The sequence below is a fragment of the Stenotrophomonas maltophilia genome, from assembly GCF_006970445.1.
Taxonomy (GTDB): Bacteria; Pseudomonadota; Gammaproteobacteria; order Xanthomonadales; family Xanthomonadaceae; genus Stenotrophomonas; species Stenotrophomonas maltophilia_AU.
In genome coordinates this window covers 3,602,006-3,627,379 of record NZ_CP033877.1, presented here as the reverse complement: position 1 = coordinate 3,627,379, position 25,374 = coordinate 3,602,006, and the positions used below count along the sequence as shown (strand labels likewise).

Sequence of the window (25,374 nt, the reverse complement as noted above, 5' to 3'; positions counted from 1 at the left end):
GCGGGCCGGCCGTTTCTCCAGCGGTGCCCCCATGACCCCACACGCCCCCGCCGTTACCCGGCTGGCGGTCGCGCTCGCCCTGGCGCTGGCTACTCCCCTGGTAGCGGCCCACGGTGTCCCCGCCGGTTTCGAGGATCTGGTCGAAGGCCAGACCGAACAACTCGACATCCAGCTGTTCGGCCGCTCGGCCGGCCTGTCGCCGGTGCGCGTGACCCTGGAACACGTGCAGCTGGAAGATCCCGCAAGCGTGCTGCAGGCGCTGGATCTGCCCGCCGAGGCGCAGGCCACGCTGCTGCCCGCGTTGTCACAGCCCATGCCGCGCAACAGCCATCTGGCCTGCCGTTTCGGCGGCGCCACCGCCGGCTGCGGCTATCTCGATCCACCAGAGGACCCCGCCGCCGTGCGCGCGCTGTACGACGAGGGCGAGGGCGCGCTGCGCCTGTTCGTTGCCCGCCAGTGGATTCCGGGCAAGCCGGCTGCCGAGCGCTTCCACACCGTCAGCGCCAACGCCGAAAACGCCTTCCTGCACCAGCAGGTGATCAATGTGAGTGGCAGCCGCGACTACCAGACGCTGTCCGCGCGTGGCACCGGCGTGCTGGGCCTGTTCGACCGCGGGCATGTCTCCGCCGAATGGAACTTCAACCAGCAGCGCTACCGCAGCCGTGGTAGTGACAGCACGTTCCAGTTCGACAACGTCTATTACCGCCATGACCTGGGGCAGGCGCACTACCTGCAGGCCGGGCGCATGGACCGCCGCAATCTATCCAGTCCGCAGGGCGGCACTTTCAGCTTCAGCATGCTGCCGCTGGACCGCTTCCAGGGCCTGCGCGTGGGCACCACCCAGGCCTATGTGGACGCCGACGCCGCCGTGCAGGCCACGCCGCTGACCGTGCTGCTGGCGCGCGACGCACGCGTGGATGCCTACGACGGCACGCGCCTGCTGCAGACCTCCTATCTGCAGGCCGGCATCAACCAGATCGACACCCGCAACTTCCCGTTCGGCAACTACACCATTACCCTGCGCATCTACGAAGACGGCGTGCTGGTGCGCAGCGAAGACGCGCCGTTCGACAAGGGCGGAGACTGGACCAACAGTCAGTGGCAGTGGTTCGTGCAGGGCGGCAGGCGCAACGAGCGCCGCAGTGATCGCTTCGATGGCGAGCGTGTGGCCGTGGCCGGCATGCGCGTGCCGCTGGGCCGCGACGTGGCGATGGTGGCCGGCGCCGCCGACCTGGGCGGCTTCCGCTATGGCGAGTTGCGCGTGGACCTGCGCCGCCTGTACGCCACCCAGGAACTGCGCGCCAGCTTCGGCGGCATGCGCGGCAACGATGGCAGCACCGGCCAGCAGCACCAGCTGTCGTACCGCCGCACCGCATCCTGGAACATCTACCAGCAGCGCATGCGCGGCAAGGCCTGCCAGTTCGAGGCCGACGCCCGCGACCAGCTGGGCTGTACCAATTCGCTCAGCGCCTCGATGGCGCTGCCGCTGGCCGGTGGCAGTGCCTATGTGGGTTACACGCGGCGCCAGACCTGGCGCGCCGGGCGCATCCTGCCGGGCGCGGAAGACGATCCGCTGGCCGGGATGGATCCGTTGCTGCCACCGCCGGCGCCATGGCAGCCGCGCCGTGAGCCGCAGCTCAGCCGCACCTGGCAGGCCAGCTTCAGCCGCAGCCATCGCTGGCAGGATTTCAGCGTCTCCACCCGCGTGGGTGTGTGGCAGCAGCGTGCCAGCGACAGCCTGCGCGGCAGTGACCAACGCGACCGCGGCATCTACTTCAACCTGAGCCTGACCCGCCTGCTGCGCGGCACCGCCGGCAGCGGCCAGCGTCGCTACAGCGTGGACGTGCGCCAGCCGCAGCACCAGCGCCCGGACATCAACTACAGCGTTGGCCACAGCCTGCGCCAGGAAGTGGATGCGCAGTACCGCGAGCTGTCGGCCGAACTACGCGCCAACAACAGCGACCGCTACAGCGCCACGCTCAGCGGCCAGCTGCAGAACAGCCTCGGCCAGAGTGGCGCCACGCTGGCGCACTACCAGCAGCGCGGCCGCAGCGAGACTGCCTACAGCGGCATGCACAGCTCCGGCTTCGCACTGGGCAAGCGCGGCTTCTACTGGAGCGGGAGCAACGGCGCCGACGCCGGCCTGGCCGTGCAGGTGGCCGATACCGATGACATCGACCTGCGTGGCGTGGCGGCCGAACTGCAGGTGGGCGGTCTGCGCCGACAGCGCCTGCAGATCGGTGAGCGCCGGTTGCTGCCGCTGTCGTCGTATCAGTCGCACCGCGCCGAAGTACAGGACGCCAGCACGCTGGACAGCATCGCCGCCATCCGCGTGACCGGCGTGGGTGGCGCACGGCCGATGTTCCTCAGCCCTGGGCGGCTGATGCGCATGCCGGTGCCGATCGAGGTGACCTACACCTTCATCGGCAACGCCAAGGATCTTGCCGGAGCGCCGCTGGGCGGCGCCCGCATCCTCAACGCGCCGGTGCCCGGCACCAGCGCCAACGGCGGCTTCGTCGCCGACTTCCCGCGTCGCGAGACAACGCTGTACCTGCTGCAGGACGACCGCCTGCTGCACTGCCCGCTGCAGGTGCGCGAGCGCCGCCAGGTGGTGCTGCTGGTCGGCGCCGTGCACTGCGAGCCGCTGGCCGTGGCGCAGCTGCCGGCGGATATCCGCCAGCAGGCCCGCGTGACCCGCCTGCTGCAGGAACGCGCGTTGATCGCCGCCACGCCCCAGACCGCTGCTGCAGGAGGAACGCCATGAACCGGCGTGTGTTGTTGGTGTTGATGCTGGTGTGTGCGCTGGTGGTGCTGGCGCCTAGGGCGTGGGCGCAACGTCCGCCAGATACGGATCCGCCGAGTGGTGTGATTGCGCGCGATATCAAGATGGCGTGGGATCGCTCGGCGATGCCGGGGAACATCGAGATCATGCCGCCAAAAGCACTGATCGCCTACGACCCCGATCCTGATAAGCATTATGGAAAGCTCTACCTGACCTGCACCTCTCGTTCGGATTCTGCAACCGGTCGTTGTGAGACGGAAGACGTTGCTTCTCTAGAGGCGTATGGAACTCCGGTTCCCCTTCGGTTTCAGGAGCAGCGTGGTGGTATGACAAGAGACCTCACGATTGATGGTGCCATCTATCGTGCAGATATCACTCAGCGATGCAGCACGGATTTCTGGCGAGTGCTGCTCTATCGGCTGGAATCTTCAGAATCTGGCAGGTGTGGCTCGGACAGTGCGGGTGGAACTGGGCTGGGGCTGGTGCTTGACACGAAGGAGCTATCCAATCTCGTCGCTGGAACCTGGCGAGGAACACTTGAGCTTCACCTTCGAAAGCCGCCCGCTCAGCATCTGGCAACTTACGTCTTCAACTTCGACTTCACCGTCACCGACTACGACGCCATCTCGATCTACTTCCCAGGCTTCGATGGTGTTGCACCCCTGGTCAACATGGACCTGCGCTACGACCCCATCCGCAAGGTCGTCGGCGGGCGCAAGGACGTGGATATGTGCCTGTACGACGGTGTGGGTTCGCAGAGCGAATTCCTCGGCGTCACTGTACGTGACAGCGGGCCGCGCCCACCGCCTGGGCGGGATTTCGCGGTCTGGCATCAGGACGGCGGCAGCGACGACACCCAGCGCCTCGACTACCAGGTTGGCCTGAACTACGGCGGCAACCTTCTGGCGATGAAGCACGGTGAGGAACAGCTGCTTCGCGGCATCGACAGCGCACAGCTGCGCATGGTGCTGCTGCCGGGCATCAGCCAACCCGTGTACTGCGTGCCCACGCCACTGACGCTGGAAACACCGCCCACGCCCATCGCCAGCAAACGCCCCGGTCTCTACGAGGGCGAGCTGACGGTAGAGCTGCGCGTGCCGACCACCAAACCCTGATCCCCACGGAGGCCCATCATGAAGAAGCTGCTGTTCTGCCTGTTGCCGTTGAGCGCACTGCTGGCCGCGCCGGCACAGGCCAATCTTTCCATTCATCCGATGCGTGCAGCGGTGGATGCCAAGCACGGCACGAAGATCCGCGTGTACTCGCAATCCACCCAGCCGCAGTACGTGCAGGCACGCCTGCTGCGCATCACCAACCCGGCACAGGTGGGTGAGGAAGAGATTGAAGTGGAAGCTGCCGATGCGGCGATTGCCGTCACGCCCGGCAAGTTCGCACTCAGCGGTGGTGGCAATCGCCTGATCCGGGTGATTCCACTGCAGACCGTCGAGAAGGAGGCGGCCTACCGCATCTACTTCGAGGGGGTAAAGGGCCCCGACGGCACGATCCTGGAAGGCGACGAGCAGGCGGCGCAGGCCAACGTTGGTGTCAGCCTGGTCTGGGGCGCGCTGGTGAACGTGGTTCCCGCCAAAGGCAGCGTGGATCTGCAACTGCAGGGCAACACCCTGCGCAACACCGGCACGCTGCGTGTGGGCATCACCGGTGCTGCCGAGTGCAACGCTAGTGGCGTGTGCACACCGCGCGAACTGTCGAAAAGCCTCTATCCCGACGCTGCGCTGACCTTGCCGTTCCAGCTCCAGCCGGGCAACACCCTGCAGCTGCAGTACCGACTGTCGAACGACAGCTATCGCGATCACGTAACGACCCTGGTGCAGAGCGTCTGACCTTCATCGCCCCGCATAAGTGCGGGGCTTCATTTCCCTTGTCCTGTTAAGGAAAGAGCATGAATCACATCTACCGTCGTATCTGGAGTGCCGCCAAGCGTTGCTGGGTGGTAGGAAGCGAGCTGACCAATCGTGGAAGTGGTGCGAGGCGGTCGATCAGTGGAGGGGCGGGCGCCGCACTGCTGATGTTCTCGGTAAACACTATGGCTGTTGAGGATGTCGACAAAGAACCCCTGGAGAATCTGCCTGAGATTGCCTCGGAGGAGCAGGGAAATTTCCCGCAGATAGGAATGCATGCGGGCCTGCCTACAATGCTCATTGGCCTGGATAGCGGAGTTCCACAGAAATCGATCGCCCCTCAATCCAAGTACTATCAACTCGCGATTGTGAACGACGTTGCTTACCGGGATTCAACGGCAACCGGTGATGACACTGTCGTGGTGGGTTCTCGCTCCACCATCTCCGGAAAACGGTCAGTCGGCTACGGAAATGGTATCCGTTCAACTGGCGAGCGTAATGTCGCCATCGGGACGAATGTCAAGATCGAACATTGGTACGCCACCGCAGTCGGTGACGGCGCATACGCCGGCGGTGGCTGGGGTGCCACGGCTTATGGCAATGATTCGCGAGCCGACGGTGGCAACGCAATTGCAATTGGTAGCGGCTCGCGGGTAGCTACCGGGGGCGGTATCGGTGGCATTGCGTTGGGGGGAGATGCCCGTGCCGGTACCAGTGGCTATTCAGGTGCCATCGCTGTGGGCAACAAGTCCACTGCGTCCTACGACGCGATGGCAATGGGCTATGAAGCAAGCGCTTCCATGTCGGGATCTGTGGCATTGGGTGTGCGCTCGGTCGCCAACGAGGCGAACACGGTCTCTGTTGGCAACAGCAGTACCAAGCGCCGAGTAGTGAATGTGGCAGACGCGCGACTCAACAGCACGAGTTCGGACGCGGTGACGGGCAAGCAGCTGAATGCCACCAATGGCAATGTCACTGCCGCACGTTCTTTGGCCGACTCCGCGAAGACCAATGCAGACAATGCGCTGAACAAAGCGAACACGCTGGGTGGATTGCTGAGCCAAACATCCGCATCTGGCAATGTCCGCCTGGGCGGCAGCAACAGCGGTGCTGTGCTGGACGTCCGCAACAGCGCTAACGCCAACCGCAAGATCACGGGCGTGGCTGACGCCACGCTCAGCGCCACAAGCACTGAGGCCGTTTCGGGCAAGCAGCTTAACGCCACCAACAGCAACCTCACGGCCGCCCGATCCGTCGCAGACTCCGCGAAGACCAACGCGGATAGTGCATTGTCGAAAGCGAGTGCGCTCTCTGGACTGCTGAGCCAGACGTCCGCCTCAGGTAACGTCCGTGTAGGCGGAAGCAACAGCGGCACCATACTGGACGTCCGAAACAGCGCAAACGCCAACCGCAAGATCACGGGTGTGGCAGACGCCACGATCAGCGCCACAAGCACTGAGGCTGTATCAGGCAAACAGTTGAATGCGACCAACAGTAATGTCACGGCCGCCCGATCCGTTGCTGACACTGCGAAGACCAGCGCAGACAGCGCGCTGACCAAGGCCAACACGCTCTCCGGGCTTCTGAGCCAGACCGCTACCTCGGGCAATGTCCGCCTGGGCGCAGCCAACAGCGGCACCGTTCTGGACGTGCGGAACAGCGCCAATGCGAGCCGCAAGATCACCGGAGTCGCGGACGCAGCGTTGTCCACCACCAGCACCGATGCGGTGACGGGTCGGCAGCTCAACACCACCAACAGCAACGTCAGCACCGCACTGAGTGACGCCAGTGAAGCCAAGACTACTGCGAACACCGCTCTGACCCAGGTTGGAACGCTCAACGGGCTGCTCAGCCAGGCCAGTGCCAGCGGTAATGTCCGGATCGGTGAGAAGAACAGCGGTACCGTGTTGGATGTGCGCAACAGCGCAAACGCGAATCGGAGGCTGACCGGCGTGGCCGATGGTGTGGTCAGCGCCAGCAGCTATGAGGCCGTCAACGGGAGGCAGCTCAACGCGACCAATGACAAGGTGGCGACGGTGGAGGGCATTGCAAGGTCTGCGGCTACGGAAGCTGGCGTGGCAAAGACGGATGCGGCCAAGGCGCTGGCCGAGACAGCGGCGCTGGGTGGACTGGTGGCGCAGGTATCTGCGTCTGGCAGCGTGCGCTTGGGCGAGAAGAACGGCGGTACAGTACTGGATGTGCGCAACAGTGCAGGTGGAAGTCGGACAATCACTGGTGTTTCGGATGGGACGTTGAATGCGGATAGCTCGGATGCGATCAACGGCAAGCAGTTGTATGCGGTGAGTGAAGTTGCGAATGGAGCTAAACGCTCAGCACAGGAAGCTATTGATCGAATTGGATCGATTGCGGAACAGTCCAAGTTCTTGCATGTCGGCAGTGGTGGGCCGAACCAGGGTGCCAAGGCCGGCCTGGTAGCGGTTGCTATTGGGGACTCTGCCGAAGCCTCGATGACATCGGAAGGGGCTGTTGCAGTTGGTAGCTTTGCGGCTGCTCTAGCGAAAAATTCGGTGTCGCTGGGACGAGCTGCTTATGTTGATGCTGCTGCAGAGAATGGATTTTCGCTCGGCGTGTTTTCAAGCGTTGAGGCGGGCAACGGCGTGGCTTTAGGGGCAGGGAGTGCCGTCGAGAAGACGGCTTCGAACAGTGTGGCTATCGGTGCGGGTTCTGTTGCTTCCGAGGTTAATGTTGTTTCATTCGGGGCCGGATTGCTTCAGCGTCGTCTCGTAAACGTCGCGCGCGGTACAGCTGACCACGACGCCACCACCGTCTCCCAGCTTAAGGACTCCATCGCCACCCTCGGCGGAAGCGCAGGCATGGATGCCAATGGCAACATCATCGCCCCGACCTACACGGTGCAGGGCGGTACGCAGAACACCGTCGAGGATGCGTTGATGGCACTCGATGGCGCCGTCATCACCGCCGGGCGTCGCGCGGACAAGGTGGAAGGTCAGCTCAATTCGATTTTCCAGGATTCACCTTCCGCCCGTGCCGACGGCATGAGCCAGATCGCGCTGAATGGCGTTAACGGCATGGTGCTGACCAATCTTGCCGACGGCCGAGTGGCGCCAGGCAGCCGCGACGCAGTCAACGGTGGCCAGCTGCATTCGATGCAGCAGCAGCTCAATGGCCGCATGGATGGGCTGGAGCAGCGCATCGACGATGCCCCGGCACCGCGTGCACTGGCGTCGTCCTCGGTGCCGAAGCCGCAGACCGAGGAAACTCCTGTGCTTCCGGGAGGCAAGGACTCCCAGCAGGTCGCCTCGGTAGGCGAGGGCGACAAGCCCACACCGCAGCCGAAGGCCAACAAGGACGACACGCCCAAGCCGCAGGTCGACACCGCAGAACTGGAGAAGATGCTGGCCCGTGCCAACGAGTACACCGATGGTGCGATCAGCAACTTCGAGCGCCGCCTGGACAAGATGGACAAGCGCTTCAACCGCATGGCGGCGATGAGTAGTGCGCAGAGCGCGATGGCGATGAACACCGCCGGCCTGGCCACCTACAACCGCCTCGGTGCGGGCGTGGGCTACAGCGAGGGTGAGTCGGCGATGGCGGTGGGCTACCAGCGCGTGCTCAACGAGAAGGGCTCGGCCACCTTCAGCCTCAATGGTGCGTTCACCAACAGCGGTGAGCGCAGCATGGGCGTCGGTGTGGGCATCGGCTGGTAAGCCATGGAGCCCTGGCGTGACGCGCGTAATCCACCCCGTCGCGCCGGGGTCCTTGCCGAGGAGATGGCAATGTATGGTTGGGTAAGCAGATTCATCAGCTACCGCACGTTCTATCTGTGGCGGGCGCGGTACTTCTACTACACCCGGAATCTGGACAGCTGGGTGCTGTTCACCCTGCTGTGCCTGACCGGCATGGTGCTGGTGCTCTGGTACCACTGGCGGGTGGTGAGCGTGCCGCCGCCGCGCGTGCACCCGGAGGTGGCAGCGCTGCGCGTGGAGAACATCACCGGCGAAGCGATTCATCGCATCGTGCTGGTGCAACATGGCGGCACCACACCCGGCGAGCCGTTCACCACGCCGGAAGAAGTCCGGGCCGGTACGCTGCGCACGATGCGGGTACGGGAGCTGCTGGACAGTGCGATGGTGTGGCAGCTGAAAGCCCATATGCTGGCCGACATGGCGGCGTACATCGAGGCCACGGGCAGCTGCTTCCCGTACCCGTGCTGGCAGCTGAAGCATCGGCTGTCACTGCTCCGCGCAGCGCAGGCGGAAAACACGGCCATCAACGAGGCGCTGGCGCCGGTGCTGGAGGTGCCGCTGGACAGGATGCCCAACCTCAACGGGGGTGAGCGCGCGCGGATACAGACGGCCTGGTCCGACGCGTTCGGCGACGTCTACAACCAGACCTGGCTGTTGGCTGATCTGCAGGACACGCACGCCCGGATGATGGTGGAGTACCCACGGCGCGCGGGTGCGCCGTGGCTGGCACGCCTGCTGACTGGCGATGCAAAGGAGCCGCATGAGCTGCGGTAGACGGGCTTGAGCCATGCTCGACTGCACTTCGGTCAGGTATCCGGACGCCTGAAGGACCGTGCGGACCAACGGTCCGCACCTACCAAAGGCGAGCGCGGACCAACGGTCCGCACCCACCAAGAACGGCGCTACCGTCACCCGCCGATGTACGCGGTGATCTCCGCCTCGGCCAGCACCTGCCGCAGCTGCGCCACCGACGCGCGTCGCATCGGCTTCTCATCCACCGGTGACAGCGGCGCTTGGCGCAGGGCGTCGTACGGCAGCACGGCCAGGTCGAAGGTCAACTCTTCGGCACTGAATACCCACACCGGCACGTCCAGGCAGCGCTCGCGGTCCATGCGCAGGCGACGCGTCCGCGACTCGGCGGGAATGCCGTGTTCGTCCAGGAAGCGGTGCACGGCTTCCGGGTCGTCGCTGTGCAGGTGCAGCTGCACGGGGCTGTTGGCATCGGCGGTGCCGTCCAGCACGGGGCCGGCCAGGCGCGGCGCGAAGCCGTGCAGGAACTCCAGCGCGCGCATCGCGGCTTCGCGGCGGCGCTGCAGTTCGTTGCCGTGCTGGGGCCCGGAGAACAGCCGCTGGTACTCGCGCAGGGCGTCCTCGATCTCGGTATTGCGGGGCAGGGAGGCATCGTCGTGGATGCCGAGCCGGCTGGCGGCCTTCAACTTGGCCTGGTGGTAGTCGCGGATGCCGCCTTCGGCCATCAGGCGGGCGGCTTCGTGGGCGAGGCGGTGACGCCGCTCGCGGGTCTGGCTGGCAGCATGCTGACGGGCGCGATGCATGCGATGACTCCCTGTTGCGACCTGGCTACAGACTAGCGCACGGATGTGACATCTGCGTGGGTATGGCGGATGCAACCGCTCTGGTAGTTGCCGACCTTGGTCGGCTCGGGGCGCCAACCAAGGTTGGCAGCTACCAGAGCAGCATCGGTGCCAACCAACGGTTGGCACCCATCAACGCTCTGGTAGGTGCCGACCTTGGTCGGCACAGGGCGCCAACCAAGGTTGGCGGCTACCAGGGGCAGCGTCGATGCCAACCCACGGTTGGCACCCACCAACGCTTTGGTAGGTGCCGACCTTGGTCGGCACGGGGCGCCAACCAAGGTTGGCACCCACCAACGCTCTGGTAGGTGCCGACCTTGGTCGGCACAGGGCGCCAACCAAGGTTGGCGGCTACCAGGGGCAGCATCGGTGCCAACCCACGGTTGGCATCCACCGACGTTTTGGTAGGTGCCGACCTTGGTCGGCACAGGGCGCCAACCGAGGTTGGCCTCTACCAGAGCCGCATCGGTGCCAACCAAGGTTGGCACCCACCACACTCTTCCTCAGAAGATATCGAACGCGGCGGCGTCGGCCTGCGGCGTATTGAGGTTCAGGTCGTAGTCGGTCAGGCGGTCCATGTCTTCCACCTTCACCCACTCGGTCGCGCCGTTGAGGGTGGCCTGGACCATGCCGCTGGGCGGCTCGTTCTGCGCGATCGGGGTGTCCTTCAGCGCGGTGCGCATGTAGTCGATCCAGATCGGCAGGGCGGCCTTGCCACCGTATTCGCGGTAACCCAGCGAGCGGAAGTCGTCGCGGCCCACCCACACGGTGGTCACGTACGGCCCGCCGAAGCCGGAGAACCAGGCGTCGCGGTGGTCGTTGGTGGAGCCGGTCTTGCCGCCCACGTCCTCGCGGCCGAGCACCTTGGCCTGCACGCCGGTACCGCGCTGGACCACGTCGCGCATCATCGACACCAGCTGGTAGGCGGTACGGGCGTCGATCGCGCGCGGGGCAGTGCGGGCATCCGGGTTGACCGGCGCGGCCGGGGTTTCGGTCTTGGCTTCGGCCTTGGCGGCTGCAGCCGGGTCCACCTTCGGGGCGGGGGCACCGAAGTTGAAGCCGTCCACCACCTGGTTGACCGGCTGGCCACTGCTGCCGGCGCAGTCGCGGCAGGCCAGCGCCGGGTTTTCCTTGAACACCAGGTTGCCGTCGCGGTCATTGACCTGGTCGATCAGCCAGGTATCCACGAGCGAGCCGCCATTGGCGAACACGGCGTAGCCACGCGCCACCGACAGCGGGGTCAGCGAGGCGGTACCCAGCGACATCGACAGGTTCGGCGGCAGCTCAGATTCGGCGAAGCCAAACTCGCTGATGTACTTGCGCGCATAGTCCACGCCCATGCCATCGAGCAGGCGCACCGAGACCAGGTTGCGCGACTGCACCAGCGCTTCACGCAGGCGCATCGGGCCGCGGAAACCGCCGCCGTCGTTCTGCGGGGCCCAGGTCTTGCCGCGGCGATCGCGGAACACGACCGGGGCGTCGAGCACGATCGAGGCCGGGTTGTAGCCCTTGTCGAAGGCGGCCGCGTAGACGAACGGCTTGAAGCTCGAACCCGGCTGGCGGCGGGCCTGGGTGGCGCGGTTGAACTTGTTGCCGGAGAAGCTGAAGCCACCGACCAGCGCCTTCAGTGCGCCGTTGTGGGCATCCAGCGAGACCAGTGCGGACTGGCCGCGCGGGATCTGGTCCAGCAGCCACTCACCTTCCTTGGCGCCGGCGCGCACGCGCACGATGTCGCCGCGCTGCACCAGCTTGCCTGGGGTCTTGTTGGTCCACTTGGCGGCACCGGCCGGCAGCACGATCTCGGTGCGGTTGGCCAGCACCACGGTAGCGCTGCCGTCGGCACCGGTGCTGGCGACGATCGCCGGCAGCAGGCCGGCCTGGCCGAACATGCCGCGCAGGTGCTCGGCCAGGGCGGCGGTATCGTCGCCGGCGCCCAGCTGCACCTGCTTCTCCACGCCGTGCCAGCCGTGGCGGTGGTCGTACAGCAGCAGGCCATCGCGGATGGCCAGGTTGGCGGCGGTCTGCAGGGTGGAGTCGATCGTGGTGGTGACGTGGTAACCCTTGTTGACCACGTCGCCGCCGAAGCGGGCGATCATTTCCTGGCGCACCAGCTCGGCAACGTACGGGGCATCGACCTGCACCGGCGGCTCATGCGCGGTGGCGTGCATCGGCACGGCCTTGGCCGCGTCGGCCTCGGCCTGACTGACGAACTTCAGGTCGGCCATGCGCTGCAGCACGTAGTTGTCGCGGCGTTGGCGGGCACGTTCCGGGTTGGAGATCGGGTTGCCCGACGAGGGGAACTTGGGGATGCCGGCCAGCGAGGCCATCTCATCCAGATCCAGCTCGTTCAGCTTCTTGCCGTAGTAGAACTCGGCGGCAGCGGCCACGCCGTAGGCGCGGTTGCCGAAGAAACTCTTGTTCAGGTACAGCTCGAAGATCTCGTCCTTGCTCAGCTCGGACTCGATCTTCCGCGCCAGCAGGATCTCGGCCAGCTTGCGGGTGTAGCTGTACTCGGAGCTGAGGAAGAACTGGCGGGCGACCTGCTGGGTGATGGTGGAACCACCCGGCACGCGCTTGTCGCTGGTGGTGGCCAGCAGCCACACCGCGCGGCCGATACCCATGTAGTCCACACCGCCGTGCTCGTAGAAGCGGGCGTCCTCGGTCGCCAGGAACGCCTGCTTCAGCTTTTCCGGCACGTCCTTCATGGTGATCGGGGTACGCCGGGTCTCGCCGAACACCGCCATCAGCTTGCCGTCGGCAGCATAGACGTACATCGGCTCCTGCATTTCCACGTCGCGCAGGGTCTGCACGTCGGGAAGCTTGGAGGAAACGGCATAGTACAGACCGCCCACGGCGGCCGCGCCGATCAGCGCCAGGACCAGGACAATCAGGAAGATCCAGCGCAGCCAGCGGCGGAGTCGAGTCATCGGGTTCAGATTCCGATTGCGAATTTCGTGGTCGCAGAGTATAGATTACGCAAGGTGGCGGCTGGGGTCGGCACCGGGGAGCGCAAGGGGAATTGCCAGGGGCTGCTTCGTGAATCCGTGAGGGATTTCACAGCAGGGCGGTTGTCATTTGCTAAGAATACGTTATTAATGCGCGGACGCAGCTCTTGCGTCCAAGTGCCCGTCGGCAGGGGAGAAACCGTGGGGCTCATCCCAAAAAGTCAGTCGCCGCTTGTTGGCGTCGACATCAGTTCGACTGCGGTAAAGCTTTTGCAGCTGTCCCGCAGCGGCAATCGTTTCCGCGTGGAACATTACGCTGTGGAACCTCTTCCGCCGAATGCGGTGGTGGAGAAGAACATCGTTGAAGTGGAGGCCGTGGGTGAGGCCATCCGCCGGGCGATGAACCGTTCAGGCAGCAAGGCCAAACTGGCCGCTGCCGCCGTCGCGGGGTCGGCGGTGATCACCAAGGTGATCCCGATGCCGGCCGATCTCGACGAAAACGACATGGAAGCCCAGATCGAGCTGGAAGCGGTCAACTACATTCCGTATCCGATCGAGGAAGTGAACCTGGACTTCGAGGTGATCGGGTCGATCCCGAACAACCCGGAGATGGTCCAGGTGCTGCTGGCCGCGTCGCGTTCGGAGAATGTCGAACTTCGCCAGTCCGCACTGGAACTCGGTGGCCTGCAGGCCAAGGTGATGGACGTGGAGGCCTTCGCGGTCGAGAACGCCTACGCTCTGGTCGCCAGCGAGCTGCCGGTGTCCATCGACGGCGTGGTTGCGCTGGTCGACATCGGCGCCACCATGACCACCCTCAATGTCCTGCGCGGCGGCCGTAGCCTCTACAGCCGCGAGCAGGTGTTCGGTGGCAAGCAGCTGACCGACGAGATCATGCGCCGCTATGGCCTGAGCTACGAGGAAGCCGGGCTGGCCAAGCGCCAGGGCGGCCTGCCGGAAAGCTACGAGATGGAAGTGCTGGAGCCGTTCAAGGAAGCCACGGTCCAGCAGATCAGCCGCCTGCTGCAGTTCTTCTATGCGGGCAGCGAATTCAACCGCGTCGATCACATCGTGCTGGCCGGCGGTTGCGCCGTGTTGGGTGGCCTGCCGGAGATGGTCGAGGAACAGCTGGGTGTGCCAACCGTGGTCGCCAACCCGCTGGCGCAGATGACCCTGGGGCCGAAGGTGAACGCGCATGCGTTGGCCCAGGATGCCCCCGCGCTGATGATCGCGACCGGTCTGGCGCTGAGGAGCTTTGACTGATGGCACGCATCAATCTATTGCCCTGGCGCGCCGAGCGGCGCAAGCAACGCCAGCGCGAGTTCTACGCAATGCTGGGCATGGCCGCCGTCGGTGGCCTGCTGTTGTCGCTGATGATCTGGTTCTATTACGACCGCCAGGTGAGCGGCCAGATGGACCGCAACGCCTATCTGGAAGCCGAGATCGAAAAGGTCAAGGAACAGAACAAGGAGATTGATCGTCTCGACGCGCAGAAGGAACGACTGCTGGCCCGCAAGAAGGTGATCGAGGAACTGCAGGCCAAGCGCTCGCAGATGGTCCACCTGTTCGACGCGCTGGTGCGCACCATTCCCGACGGCGTGGTGCTGACCGCGCTGAAGCAGGAAGGGGATGTGCTGACGCTGGAAGGCCGCACCCAGTCCAACGCCCGCGTTTCGGCCTACATGCGCAACCTGGAGACCTCCGGCTGGATGACCAACCCGGAGCTGTCGATCATCGAAGCGCGTGACCCGGAGAAGGACAAGGACGGCAAGGCCGGCCCGCTGGCCGACATCAAGGCGCTGCCCTACGTGTTCGTGGTCAAGGTGAAGCTGCCGGCACAGAGCGAAGAGGTTTCGGCGACGCCGGGCCTGAACGCCGATGGCTCGGTGGCGACGGCTGCTCCGGCACCGGTGGCTCCGTTGGCCGCAGGTCCGGATGCCGCGACGCCTGCAGCTCCTGCGGCAGGCCCGCCGCCGGCACCTGCCGCACCTGCTGCTGCACCGTCGGCCGCTCCGGCCAAGCCCAACCAGCCGGCCGCTCCGGCTGCCGCGCCGGCCCCGGCACCTGCCCCGAAGCCTGAGGGCAGCCGCCTGGCGCAGCCGCCGCAGGCCTTCAATGCGCTGCTGCAGGGGGACCGCGCATGAGCCAGAAGATCGACATCAAGAACCTGGATTTCAACGACATCGGCAACTGGCCGCAGAAGGCCAAGATCGTCTTCTGCTCGTTGCTGGCGCTGGTCATCATGTTCGTGGCGTGGATGCTGCTGATCAGCGGCAAGCGCGAGGAACTGGCCGGCCTGGAATCGAAGGAAGTCGAGTTGCGCACCGAGTTCACCAAGCAGCAGGAACGCGCGGTGAACCTGGGGCCGCTGAAGCAGCAGCTGGCGCAGATGGAGCAGGTGCTGCAGCAGATGCTGCGGCAGCTGCCGAGCAAGACCGAAATGCCCGACCTGATCATCGACATCTCGCAGACCGCGCTGTCCAGCGGCCTGACCAATGAGCTGTTCGAACCGGAGCAGGAGCAGATCAAGGAGTTCTACGCCGAAAAGCCGATCAAGCTGCGCATGGTGGGCAGTTACCACCAGTTCGGCGCGTTCGTCAGTGGCGTGGCCTCGCTGCCGCGGGTGGTGATCCTGACCATGCATGACATCAACCTCAAGCCCAAGGAAAAGACCGGCGGCAACGTCCGCAGCGGTGCACTGGAACTGTCCGGTACGGTCAAGACCTACCGCTACCTGGACGAGACCGAAGTGCAGGCGCAGCAGGCGGCCGACGCTGGCAAGGAGGGCAAGAAGTGATGCGCGCGCAGACCGTACGTGGTGCGATGGTGCTGGCTGTACTGCTGCTGGCCGGTTGCGGCCGTGGCGTGACCAGCACGCCCGGCGACGCACCGAATCTTGAGAAGTGGGTGGAAGGCGAGCGTGCGCGACCGGCGCAACCGCTGGAGCCGCTGCCGGTGATGCAGCAGTTCGAGACCTTTGAATACTCCGCGCAGGGCATGCGCGATCCGTTCACCGATGCCTGGACCAATCCGCAGCAGGGGAACGGCGGATTGCGACCGGACCCGAACCGACGCAAGGAGCCGCTGGAAGGCTTCCCGCTGGATGCGCTGGACATGGTCGGCACCATCGGCACCGGTGCAGGCACCGTGGCGCTGGTGATGGGGCCGGACAAGGTCACCTACCGGGTTCGCCCGGGCGGTTACCTGGGGCAGAGCGACGGGCGGGTCACGGCGGTCTTCGAAGACCGCGTGGAGCTGATCGAACTGGTGCCGGATGGCGCGGGTGGCTGGCTGGAACGGCCGGCAACGCTCTCGCTTGAAGATCAATGATCGTTTACTGGGGATAGCACGATGACCTTTCACCAAGCCAAGGGGCTGCGTCCCATCCGGCGCTCTACCTTGAACCGTGTCAGCGCGCTGGGAGTCGCGCTGATGCTGGCCTGCGCTCCGGCGCTGGCTGCCGCACCGGCGGAAAAGCCGGTGGGCGCCACCGTGGCACCGGCCGCCGCGCCGGCAGGCCTGTCGGTGGCCAAGATCGATTTCAAGCGTGGCGATGACGGCGCCGGGCGCCTGATCGTGCAGTTCGATGGGCAGGGCGCGATCCCTGACCTGCGCACGCAGGGCAACAGCGTCGTGGTCGACGTCGGCAATGCCCGACTGCCGGCCAACCTGCAGAAGCCGATGAACGTCACCGACTTCGCCACGCCGGTACAGCGCATCGACGCCAAGCCGTCCGGTGCCGGCACCCAGCTGGTGCTGAGCACCGGCGGTGCAGTGGAATCGCTGGCCTACCAGAGCGGCAACGAGTACGTGGTCGAGATCAGCCCGCGGCAGGCCCAGGCCGCCGTCGGTGCGGTCACCGCCGGCAGCGTCACCCAGGCGGCCAAGGCCGTCGGCCAGCGCGGTTTCACCGGCAAGCCGGTGACCTTCAACTTCCAGGACGTGCCGGTGCGCACCGTGCTGCAGTTGATCGCCGAGGAGTCCAACCTGAACGTGGTTGCGTCCGACTCGGTGCAGGGCAATGTGACCCTGCGCCTGGTCAATGTGCCGTGGGACCAGGCGCTGGACATCGTGCTGCGCGCGAAGGGCCTGGACAAGCGTCGCGACGGCAGCGTGATCTGGGTGGCTCCGCAGGCTGAACTGGCCAAGTTCGAGCAGGAGAAGGAAGACGCGCGCATCGCCATCGAGAACCGCGAAGACCTGCAGACCGACTACATCCAGATCAACTACCACAGCGCCACGCAGATCTTCAAAGCGCTGACCGAGGCCAAGGGCATCGGCGGCAGTGGCGGTGGTGGTGGTGGCGGTGGTGGTGGTTCCTCCTCGCAGGAAGACAGTGGCTTCCTGTCCTCGCGCGGCCGCATCGTGGCCGACGAGCGCACCAACACGCTGATGATCAGCGACATTCCGAAGAAGATCGCGCGCATGCGCGAGCTGATCAACGTGATCGACCGCCCGGTCGACCAGGTGCTGATCGAAAGCCGCATCGTCATCGCCACCGATACCTTCGCCCGCGAACTCGGCGCGAAGTTCGGTGTCAGCGGCAGCCGTGACAACGTGTACTTCAGCGGCAGCCTGGATGCCAATGCCGAGACCCGCAAGTCGCAGGTTGCGACCGACCTGGCCAATGCCAAGGCCGAGCGCGACTGGGACGCGGGTGGCCGGATCGGCCCGCCGCCGGTGAAGTCCGGCTCGGCGATCACCCGTGGCCTGAACTGGAACCTGCCGGTGGCGGCCGCCAGCAACCCGGGTTCGCTGGCACTGTCGATCCTCAATGCCGGTTACCTGCTGGACGTGGAGCTGTCGGCCATGCAGCAGGAATCGCGAGGCGAGGTGATCTCCAACCCGCGCGTGGTCACCACCAACCAGCGCGAAGCGATGATCAAGCAGGGCAAGGAAATCGGCTACGTCACCATCAGCGGTGGTACCGCTGGCGGCGTGGCGACGCCGAACGTGCAGTTCAAGGAAGTGGTGCTGGAGCTGAAGGTCACCCCGACCATCACCAACGACAACCGCGTGTTCCTCAACATGCAGGTGAAGAAGGACGAAGTCGACCAGCTGATCCAGCTGGAGGGCTACGGCACCGTGCCGTCGATCAACCGTCGCGAAGTCAACACCGCGGTGCTGGTCGAGGATGGGCAGACCGTGGTGATCGGTGGCGTCTACGAGTTCACCGATCGCAACAGCATCAGCAAGGTGCCGTTCCTGGGCGACGTGCCGTTCCTGGGTAACCTGTTCAAGAAGCGCGGCCGCAACAAGGACAAGGCCGAGCTGCTGGTGTTCGTCACCCCGAAGGTGCTGCGCGTGGCCAAGCAGAACTGAGCCCGCGCCACCCGCGAAACGAAGAAGGGCCGCCATGCGCGGCCCTTCTTCGTTTCCACAGGTAGATCCACGCCATGCGTGGATGGGCCGTTCAGCCGTTCTTGATGCCAATCGCAGGGCACCCTGCGATGATGTCGGGAACCCGTGCCGTCCTGCGCCGGTCAAAGGCCCCCATGAACCTGCCACCGCCGATGCCCGAATCTGTCTCGCCGCCGCCCGCGCCGGCCACTTCCCGCCTGCATGCGGCGTTCACCCAGTTGCGCGATGCGTTGTCGACCGAGATCGTCGGCCAGGCGGCCCTGGTCGAACGCCTGCTGATCGCGCTGCTGGCCGACGGCCATCTGCTGGTGGAGGGCGCGCCGGGCCTGGCCAAGACCACGGCGATCCGTGCACTGGCCTCGCGCCTGGAAGCAGACTTTGCCCGCGTGCAGTTCACCCCCGACCTGCTGCCGGCCGATCTGACCGGCACCGAGATCTGGCGCCCGCAGGAAGGCCGCTTCGAGTTCGTACCCGGGCCGATCTTCCACCCGATCCTGCTGGCCGACGAAATCAACCGTGCGCCGGCCAAGGTGCAGTCGGCGCTGCTGGAAGCGATGGGTGAGCGCCAGGTCACGGTTGGTCGCCACACCTACGCATTGCCGTCGCTGTTCCTGGTGATGGCCACGCAGAACCCGATCGAGCAGGAAGGCACGTTCCCGCTGCCGGAAGCGCAGCTGGACCGTTTCCTGATGCATGTGCGCATCAGCTACCCCGACCAGGCCGCCGAATCGGAGATCCTGCGGCTGGCCCGCGAGCGTGCCCGTGGCGCGCTGGGCGAGGCGGCACCGGCACCGGAGAAGCTGCCGATGCAGGATGTGTTCGACGCCCGCCGCGAAGTGCTGGACCTGCACATGGCGCCGGCACTGGAGCGCTACCTGATCGAACTGGTGCTGGCGTCGCGTGATCCCTCGCGCTATGACGCCGGCCTCGGCCGCCGCATCGCCTGGGGGGCAAGCCCGCGCGGCTCCATCGCACTGGAGCGCTGCGCCCGCGCGCGGGCGTGGTTGGCCGGCCGTGACTTCGTCACGCCCGACGATGTGCGCGCAGTCGCCGCCGACGTGCTGCGCCATCGCGTGCTGCCCAGCTATGAAGCCACCGCCGAGGGCTGGGATGGCGAGCGCCTGGTGCAGGAGCTGCTGGCCCGGGTGCCGGCACCCTGAGCCTGCGCATGACCGATCCATCCCTGGAACAGGCCCCGTCTGCGCTCGAAGGTGACGGGCTGCGCCCACAGCTGGCCGAACTGGTCGCGCTGCGCCGGCTGGCACAGCGTCCGCCGCCGCCGCGCCGTGGCCGCACCGGCAACGCGGGCCAGGCACCGTCCCCACTGCGCGGCCGCGGCATGGAGTACGCCGAGTCGCGCGAATACGTGGCCGGCGACGACGCGCGCCACATCGATTGGCGCGTGACGGCACGCACCGGCCGCGCCCATACCAAACTGTTCCAGGCCGAGCGCGAGCGGGTGAGCCTGATCGTGGCCGACACGTCGCCGGCGCTGTACTTCGGTACCCGCGTGCGCTTCAAATCGGTGCAGGCCGCACGCGCGGGTGCTGTTGCCGCGTGGTCGGCGCAGCGCCGTGGCGATCGCGTGGGTGCGCTGCGTGGCAGCGACCGCGAAGCGCCGATCGCCCCCTCAGGTGGTCCACGCGGCGTGCTGCGCGTGCTCGACGCGCTGACCCGCTGGTACGCACAGCCGCCAGCCGACGATCTGGGCCTGGAGCGCGCGCTGGATCATGCCGGTCGCGTGCTGCGCCCGGGGGCACGCATGCTGGTGCTGGCCGATCCGCAGCAGGCCATCCGCATTCCACCGGCGCGCTGGAGCGCGCTGGCCCAGCATCACGACCTCAGCCTGGTGCTGTTGGTCGATCCGCTGGAACTGCATCCTCCCTCGGCGGCGTTGCAGTTCCAGACCGCGCAGCAGCGTATCGGTCTCGACCTGCGTCGCAGCGAGGTGCAGGCGCACTGGCAGGCACACTTCGTCGAGCCGCTGCAGGAACTGCGGCGCCAGCTCGGCGCACGCCGTGTTGATGTGCAGGTGCTGTCCACCGATGCGCCCAGCGACGCCTGGCTGGCGCCGTCACCGACCGAGGTGCCGGCATGAGCGCCGCGCTGCCGTTGCGCGATGTGCAGCTGCCACCGGCACCGTCCTGGTGGCCGCCAGCCCCCGGTTACCTGATGATCGGCGCGGTGGTCGCGCTGGTGCTGCTGGTGATCGCCGTGCTGATGTGGCGACGTCGCCGCCGTCGCCAGCGTTGGTTGCAGCAGTTCGATCAGGAACTGGCAACTACCAGCGACGCCGCGGCCGAACTGGCGGCCATCGCAGGACTGCTGCGCCGTGCCGCACGCCATGCGAAGCCGGGCAGCGAATCGTTGCGCGATGATGCCTGGTGGCAACGCTTGGACCCGCAGGGCACCTTGCCCGATGCGCGCCGCAGCCTGTTGGCCGAAGGCGCGTATCGCCCGCGCGTCGACAGCAACGACGTGGCGGCTGTGCGCAGCTGGGCCCGCGAGCGCTATCTGGCGATGCTGCTGGAGCGTCGCCGATGAACCTGCTGGCAAGTTACTGGCCATGGCCGGACCTGCAGCTGGCGTGGCCGCTGGCCCTGCTGGCGCTGCCGTTGCCGCTGCTGATGCACTGGTGGAAGCGCCGTGCAGAACCGGGCGCCGCACTGCGTGTGCCTTATGCGGCTGCCGAACTGGAAGCGCTGTCTGGTGGCGGCCGTGTTGAAGTGTCGTGGTTGCGCACGTTGCTGCTGTGGCTGGGCTGGTGTGCACTGTGCATCGCGCTGGCGCGACCGCAGCAGCTGGGCGAAGCCATCACGCCGCCGCAGCAGGGGCGGCAGATGATGCTGGCGATGGATGTGTCCGGCAGCATGGGCGAGGGCGACATGGTGCTGGGCGGCCAGGCGGTCGATCGCCTCACCGCGGCCAAGGCCGTGCTTGCCGACTTCCTTGATCGTCGTGCCGGCGACCGCGTCGGCCTGCTGATCTTCGGCGACCGCGCCTACACGCTCACGCCGCTGACCGCGGACCTGGCCAGCGTGCGCGACCAGCTGCGCGACAGCGTGGTCGGCCTGGCCGGGCGCGAGACCGCCATCGGTGATGCCATCGGCCTGGCAGTGAAGCGCATGCGCAGCCAGCCGGAGGGGCAGCGCGTACTGATCCTGTTGACCGATGGTGTCAGCAATGCCGGTGTGCTGGAGCCGCTGCGCGCCGCGGAAGTGGCGCGTGCCGAAGGCGTGCGCATCCACACGGTCGCGTTTGGCGGCGATGGCAGCATGCGCTTGTTTGGTATCCCGATTTCCACCGACCAGGATCCGGTCGATGAGGCCACCCTGAAGAAGATCGCCAGCATGACCGGTGGCCAGTTCTTCCGTGCGCGGGACACCGCGCAGCTGGCCGGCATCTATGCCGAGCTCGATCGCCTGGAGCCGGTCGCCGCAAAGGGGCCGAGCCTGCGCCCGCGCGAGGAACGCTATGCGTGGCCGTTGGGCCTGGCATTGCTGCTGGGCGCATTGGCATGGCTGTGGCCGGAGCGTCGCCGATGATCGCGTTTGCTTCGAATCTTCCCGATTGGAACGCGCTGCACTTTCTGCGGCCCGAGTGGTTGTGGGCACTGCTGGCGCTGCCGCTGATCATCGCGTTGGCGCTGTACCGGCAACGGCGCAGTGATGTGTGGCGGCAGGCGGTGGACGCGCACCTGTTGCCGCACCTGCTGGCCGCCGGTGCAAGGCGGCGGGCACGTTTGCCCTGGGTGTTGCTGCTCGGCTGGGCACTGGCATCGCTGGCAATGGCGGGGCCGAGCTGGCGCCAACAGGCGCAACCGATGTTCCAGGCCAGCGCACCGCTGCTGGTGGTGCTGGACTTGTCCAGCCGGATCACGGCAACCGATCTGCCACCGTCACGCCTGCTGCAGGCGCGGGCGAAACTGGGCGAGTTGCTGCGCGCGCGCCGGGGCGGACAGGTGGGTCTGGTGGTGTACGCCGATGACGCCTACACCGTGGCCCCGCTCACCGACGATGGCAGCAACGTCGCGCTGTATCTGGATGCGTTGTCGCCGGACGTGATGCCGCGTGATGGCCAGCGTGCCGACCGCGGCATCGACTGGGCGACACGCTTGATGCGGCAGATCGGTGCGCTGCAGGGGCAGATCCTGCTGGTCAGCGATCAGGCAGACAGCGAAGCGGCACTGGCGGCGGCGCAGGCGCGCGGCCTGGGCCTGCAGGTGTCGGTGCTGGGCCTGGGCACGCCAGCCGGTGCGGCCTACCGCGATGGCAGTGGGCAGATCCGCCAGGCTGCGCTGGATGAGGGCAGCCTGCGTGCAGTCGCTACTGCAGGTGGCGGCCGCTATGCACGCATCTCCGCCGATGACAGCGACCTGCGTGCGCTCGGTGTACTCGACGCGCGCGAGGGCACGGCGGCGCAGCGGCCGGGCGAAGGCAAGCAGTGGCGTGACGAAGGCTTCTGGCTGCTGCCGCCGGTGATGCTGCTGGCACTGCTGGCCTTCCGTCGTCGTGCGGTGCTGGCAGCAGTGCTCGCGGTCGGCCTGATGCCATGGATGAATGACGTGCAGGCGCAGGCGCCTGCGACGCAGGCCTCGCAACCCGCGCAGGGCACGCTGTGGAAGCGTAGCGACCAGGTACAGCATCAGCGCCTGGCCGAGGGGGTTCAGGCGTACCGCAAGGGCGACTTCGCCACTGCACGCAAACAGTTCGAAGGCATCGACAACGATGCCGGTTGGTACAACCTGGCCAACACGCTGGCGCGCGAAGGCAACTACGACGACGCGATCGCCGCCTACGACCGTGCGCTGGCACTGCATCCGGGCATGGCCGATGCGGTGGCCAACCGCGCCGTGGTCGATGCCGCACGCAAGCGCAAGCAATCCGGTGGCGGCCAGGGCCAGGATCAGCAGAAGCCGCCGCAGAACGGGCAGCAGAAGCAACCACAGAGCCCGCAGGGCCAGCAGAACCCACAGGGGCAGCCGCAGCAGGGCCAGACGTCGCCCGGGCAGGGCCAACCGTCGTCAGGCCAGCAGGGGCAACCCAAGCCCGGCGATGACACCTCGCAGTCGAAACCGCAGCCCGGCGAGCGGGGCCGCGATGGCCAGCAGGCACCGCCGCAGGTGGAGGATGCCAAGGCGCAGGCGCAGGCCGACGAACAGCAACGTCAGCGCATGCAGCAGGCGATGCAGCAGGCGCGCGAGGGTGAGGCCGACAAGGACGGCAAGCCAGTGCCGGGCGGTGAGGGCCGCACGCCGCGCCAGCGCGAGGAGCAGCAAGCAGTCGAGGCGTGGATGCGACGTGTGCCGGATGATCCGGGCGCATTGCTGCGGGCCAAGTTCCAGCTGGAAAACGAACGCAGGAAGAGGGAAGGGCGATGACGCGGGCGATCAACATGCACGGGCGCTGGTCACTGCAGGTACTGGTGGCACTGCTGCTGTGGCTGCCGCTGATGGCCTGGGCGCAGCCGCGCGCCTGGCTGGACCGCGACCGCATCGCGATGGGCGAGACGGTCACCCTCAATGTTGAGAGCGACCAGGGCGCCCCTGACTTCACGTCATTGCGCACCGACTTCGACCTGAGCGGCCAGACCAGCAGCCGCCAGGTGGAGTGGAGCAATGGCAGCATGCAGCAGCGCAACCTGTATGGCGTGGCGCTGACGCCACGGCGCAGTGGTGCGCTGGTGGTGCCGGGCCTGCAGGTGGGCAGTGTGCGCACCGCGCCACTGACGCTGCAGGTCGATGCGGCCGCCGTGGCGGGGCCCGACAGCAATGCGATGGCCTTCATCGAAACTGTTGTCGATGACGATACGCCGTATGTACAGCAGAGCGTGGGCGTGGTGGTGCGCCTGTATTTCGCCTCGCAGCTTGCCTCCGGCGAGCTGGTGCTGGATACCCCGGCGGGTGCGTCGTTGCAGCGCGTGGGCGACGATCGCACCGATGTGCGCCAGGTCAACGGGCGCCGCTACAACGTGGTCGAACGACGTTTCCTGCTGATCCCCGAGCGCAGCGGCGCGTTGCGACTCGCGGGTGCGCGTTTCAGCGGGCGCAGCGCGGGTGGCTTCTTCGATGATTTCTTCGGCGGTGGCGACGGCCGCATGAATGCCACCAGTGCCGACCGCACGCTGCAGGTGCAGGCACAGCCGGCGCAGGCCGCGCAGCCGTGGCTGCCCCTGCAGAGCCTGCAGCTGCGCTACACCAGTGCGCCGACCAGTGCCCGCACCGGTGAGGCCGCAAACGTGGTGGTCGAAGCGGTTGCCGAAGGCGCCACCCGTGCACAGTTCACCGACCTGCCGGTCCCCGATGTCGGCAACGCGGCGCAGGTGTTCGCCGAGCCTGCGCAGTACGAGGAGACCTTCAACGGCAGCACGCCGCGCCTGAAGGTCACTCGCCGCTATTCGATCGTGCCGCGCCAGCCAGGTTCGCTGGTGGTACCGGGGCCGCGCCTGCCCTGGTGGGATGTACGCAACGGCAAGGCACAGGAAGCGAAGTTGCCGGACCTGACGCTGGCCGTTGCGGCCGGCACCGGTACTGGTACTGCCTCACCGGCACCGTTGCCACCGATCGACACCGACGCCGCGCTGCCCGGCACTGATGGACAGGACGCGCGTATCGCCGCGACTGATCCACGTGCCAGCGGCCTGTCCGAGCGTCCGTGGCCGTGGATGGCGGCGGCCATCGGCCTGGCACTGCTGTGGCTGTTGACCCTGATTTGGGGCTGGCAGAGAGGTCGCCGCCCGCGTGCGGCGGCGCCTGCAGCCGGAAAGTCCTCTGTGCCGACTGTGGCGAGCGGACGTGCCGGCGTGGCCGAACTGCGCCGCGCGCTGGATGGCGAGGGTTTCGACCAGGTGGAAGCACAGCTGTGTGCGATGGCTGGTGTGGAACGCATCGAACAGGTCATCGCCCGGCTGGAAGACCCGGCCCAGCGCCAGGTATTGCTGGACCTGCAGCAGGCGCGTTGGGGCGGGCAGGGCGAACTGGCATCGTTGCGCGCGCGCCTGCGCGAGGTCTTCCGTGACGGACCGCACTGGTCGGCGGCCAAGGGCACCGCCGAAACTGGCCTGGCGCCGCTGTATCCACCGCGGCGAACCTGAACCGGCGCCGCTTGCGCG

General features: G+C 66.6%; 18 protein-coding genes. 16 read left to right on the top strand and 2 right to left on the bottom strand.

The genetic code is table 11. The annotated features are described in order from the left end of the window. Positions 1 to 31 precede the first annotated feature (31 nt). The 5 genes from EGM71_RS16625 to EGM71_RS16605 all read left to right on the top strand — a co-directional run bounded on the left by EGM71_RS16625 (position 32) and on the right by EGM71_RS16605 (position 9,143). Complete coding sequence (locus tag EGM71_RS16625) at positions 32 to 2,764, top strand: TcfC E-set like domain-containing protein (RefSeq protein WP_188485772.1); 2,733 nt, start codon at positions 32 to 34, stop codon at positions 2,762 to 2,764. Beyond that, a complete protein-coding gene (locus EGM71_RS16620) occupies positions 2,761 to 3,897 on the top strand; it encodes a CfaE/CblD family pilus tip adhesin (RefSeq protein WP_188485770.1) in 1,137 nt (378 codons plus the stop codon). The genes EGM71_RS16625 and EGM71_RS16620 overlap by 4 nt, the downstream gene beginning before the upstream one ends. Before the next feature lie 18 nt (positions 3,898 to 3,915). Continuing rightward, positions 3,916 to 4,623, top strand: coding sequence for a pilus assembly protein (locus EGM71_RS16615; RefSeq protein WP_188485766.1), 708 nt, complete (start codon positions 3,916 to 3,918; stop codon positions 4,621 to 4,623). A gap of 59 nt (positions 4,624 to 4,682) precedes the next feature. Beyond that, entirely contained in the window at positions 4,683 to 8,330 is a 3,648-nt protein-coding gene (locus EGM71_RS16610; RefSeq protein ID WP_188485764.1) for an ESPR-type extended signal peptide-containing protein, read from the top strand. Positions 8,331 to 8,399: 69 nt separating this feature from the next. After that, complete coding sequence (locus EGM71_RS16605; protein WP_188485762.1) at positions 8,400 to 9,143, top strand: hypothetical protein; 744 nt, start codon at positions 8,400 to 8,402, stop codon at positions 9,141 to 9,143. 134 nt (positions 9,144 to 9,277) lie between these two features. Here EGM71_RS16605 and EGM71_RS16600 read toward each other — a convergent pair whose 3' ends face one another. After that, a complete protein-coding gene (locus tag EGM71_RS16600) occupies positions 9,278 to 9,922 on the bottom strand; it encodes a hypothetical protein (protein WP_012511978.1) in 645 nt (214 codons plus the stop codon). 542 nt (positions 9,923 to 10,464) lie between these two features. Next, on the bottom strand, positions 10,465 to 12,888 hold the full coding sequence (locus EGM71_RS16595; RefSeq protein WP_188485760.1) for a penicillin-binding protein 1A: 2,424 nt from the start codon (positions 12,886 to 12,888) through the stop codon (positions 10,465 to 10,467). Between the two features lie 219 nt (positions 12,889 to 13,107). Between EGM71_RS16595 and EGM71_RS16590 the strand changes: the two genes are divergently transcribed. From EGM71_RS16590 to EGM71_RS16540, 11 genes are all read left to right on the top strand, one after another. Beyond that, entirely contained in the window at positions 13,108 to 14,166 is a 1,059-nt protein-coding gene (locus EGM71_RS16590; RefSeq protein ID WP_014038321.1) for a pilus assembly protein PilM, read from the top strand. Further along, the gene (locus EGM71_RS16585) at positions 14,166 to 15,047 is read left to right on the top strand and encodes a PilN domain-containing protein (RefSeq protein WP_188485759.1); all 882 of its coding nucleotides are present in this window, start codon (positions 14,166 to 14,168) and stop codon (positions 15,045 to 15,047) included. The genes EGM71_RS16590 and EGM71_RS16585 overlap by 1 nt, the downstream gene beginning before the upstream one ends. After that, positions 15,044 to 15,700, top strand: a complete 657-nt coding sequence (locus tag EGM71_RS16580; protein WP_005418916.1) for a type 4a pilus biogenesis protein PilO — start codon at positions 15,044 to 15,046, stop codon at positions 15,698 to 15,700. The genes EGM71_RS16585 and EGM71_RS16580 overlap by 4 nt, the downstream gene beginning before the upstream one ends. Further along, positions 15,700 to 16,233, top strand: a complete 534-nt coding sequence (locus tag EGM71_RS16575) for a pilus assembly protein PilP (RefSeq protein ID WP_005418914.1) — start codon at positions 15,700 to 15,702, stop codon at positions 16,231 to 16,233. Before EGM71_RS16580 ends, EGM71_RS16575 begins: the two co-directional genes overlap by 1 nt. 21 nt (positions 16,234 to 16,254) lie before the next feature. Beyond that, a complete protein-coding gene (locus tag EGM71_RS16570) occupies positions 16,255 to 18,225 on the top strand; it encodes a type IV pilus secretin PilQ (protein ID WP_188485757.1) in 1,971 nt (656 codons plus the stop codon). A gap of 173 nt (positions 18,226 to 18,398) precedes the next feature. Continuing rightward, entirely contained in the window at positions 18,399 to 19,424 is a 1,026-nt protein-coding gene (locus EGM71_RS16565) for an AAA family ATPase (RefSeq protein WP_188485755.1), read from the top strand. An 8-nt stretch (positions 19,425 to 19,432) separates the two neighbouring features. After that, positions 19,433 to 20,362, top strand: coding sequence for a DUF58 domain-containing protein (locus EGM71_RS16560; RefSeq protein WP_188485754.1), 930 nt, complete (start codon positions 19,433 to 19,435; stop codon positions 20,360 to 20,362). Continuing rightward, the gene (locus EGM71_RS16555; protein ID WP_188485752.1) at positions 20,359 to 20,808 is read left to right on the top strand and encodes a DUF4381 family protein; all 450 of its coding nucleotides are present in this window, start codon (positions 20,359 to 20,361) and stop codon (positions 20,806 to 20,808) included. The genes EGM71_RS16560 and EGM71_RS16555 overlap by 4 nt, the downstream gene beginning before the upstream one ends. Next, complete coding sequence (locus EGM71_RS16550) at positions 20,805 to 21,809, top strand: vWA domain-containing protein (protein ID WP_188485749.1); 1,005 nt, start codon at positions 20,805 to 20,807, stop codon at positions 21,807 to 21,809. Before EGM71_RS16555 ends, EGM71_RS16550 begins: the two co-directional genes overlap by 4 nt. Then, positions 21,806 to 23,644: a VWA domain-containing protein gene (locus EGM71_RS16545; RefSeq protein WP_188485747.1), complete on the top strand. Its 1,839-nt coding sequence runs from the start codon at positions 21,806 to 21,808 to the stop codon at positions 23,642 to 23,644. The genes EGM71_RS16550 and EGM71_RS16545 overlap by 4 nt, the downstream gene beginning before the upstream one ends. Then, a complete protein-coding gene (locus EGM71_RS16540) occupies positions 23,641 to 25,356 on the top strand; it encodes a BatD family protein (protein ID WP_188485745.1) in 1,716 nt (571 codons plus the stop codon). Before EGM71_RS16545 ends, EGM71_RS16540 begins: the two co-directional genes overlap by 4 nt. Positions 25,357 to 25,374: the final 18 nt, after the last annotated feature.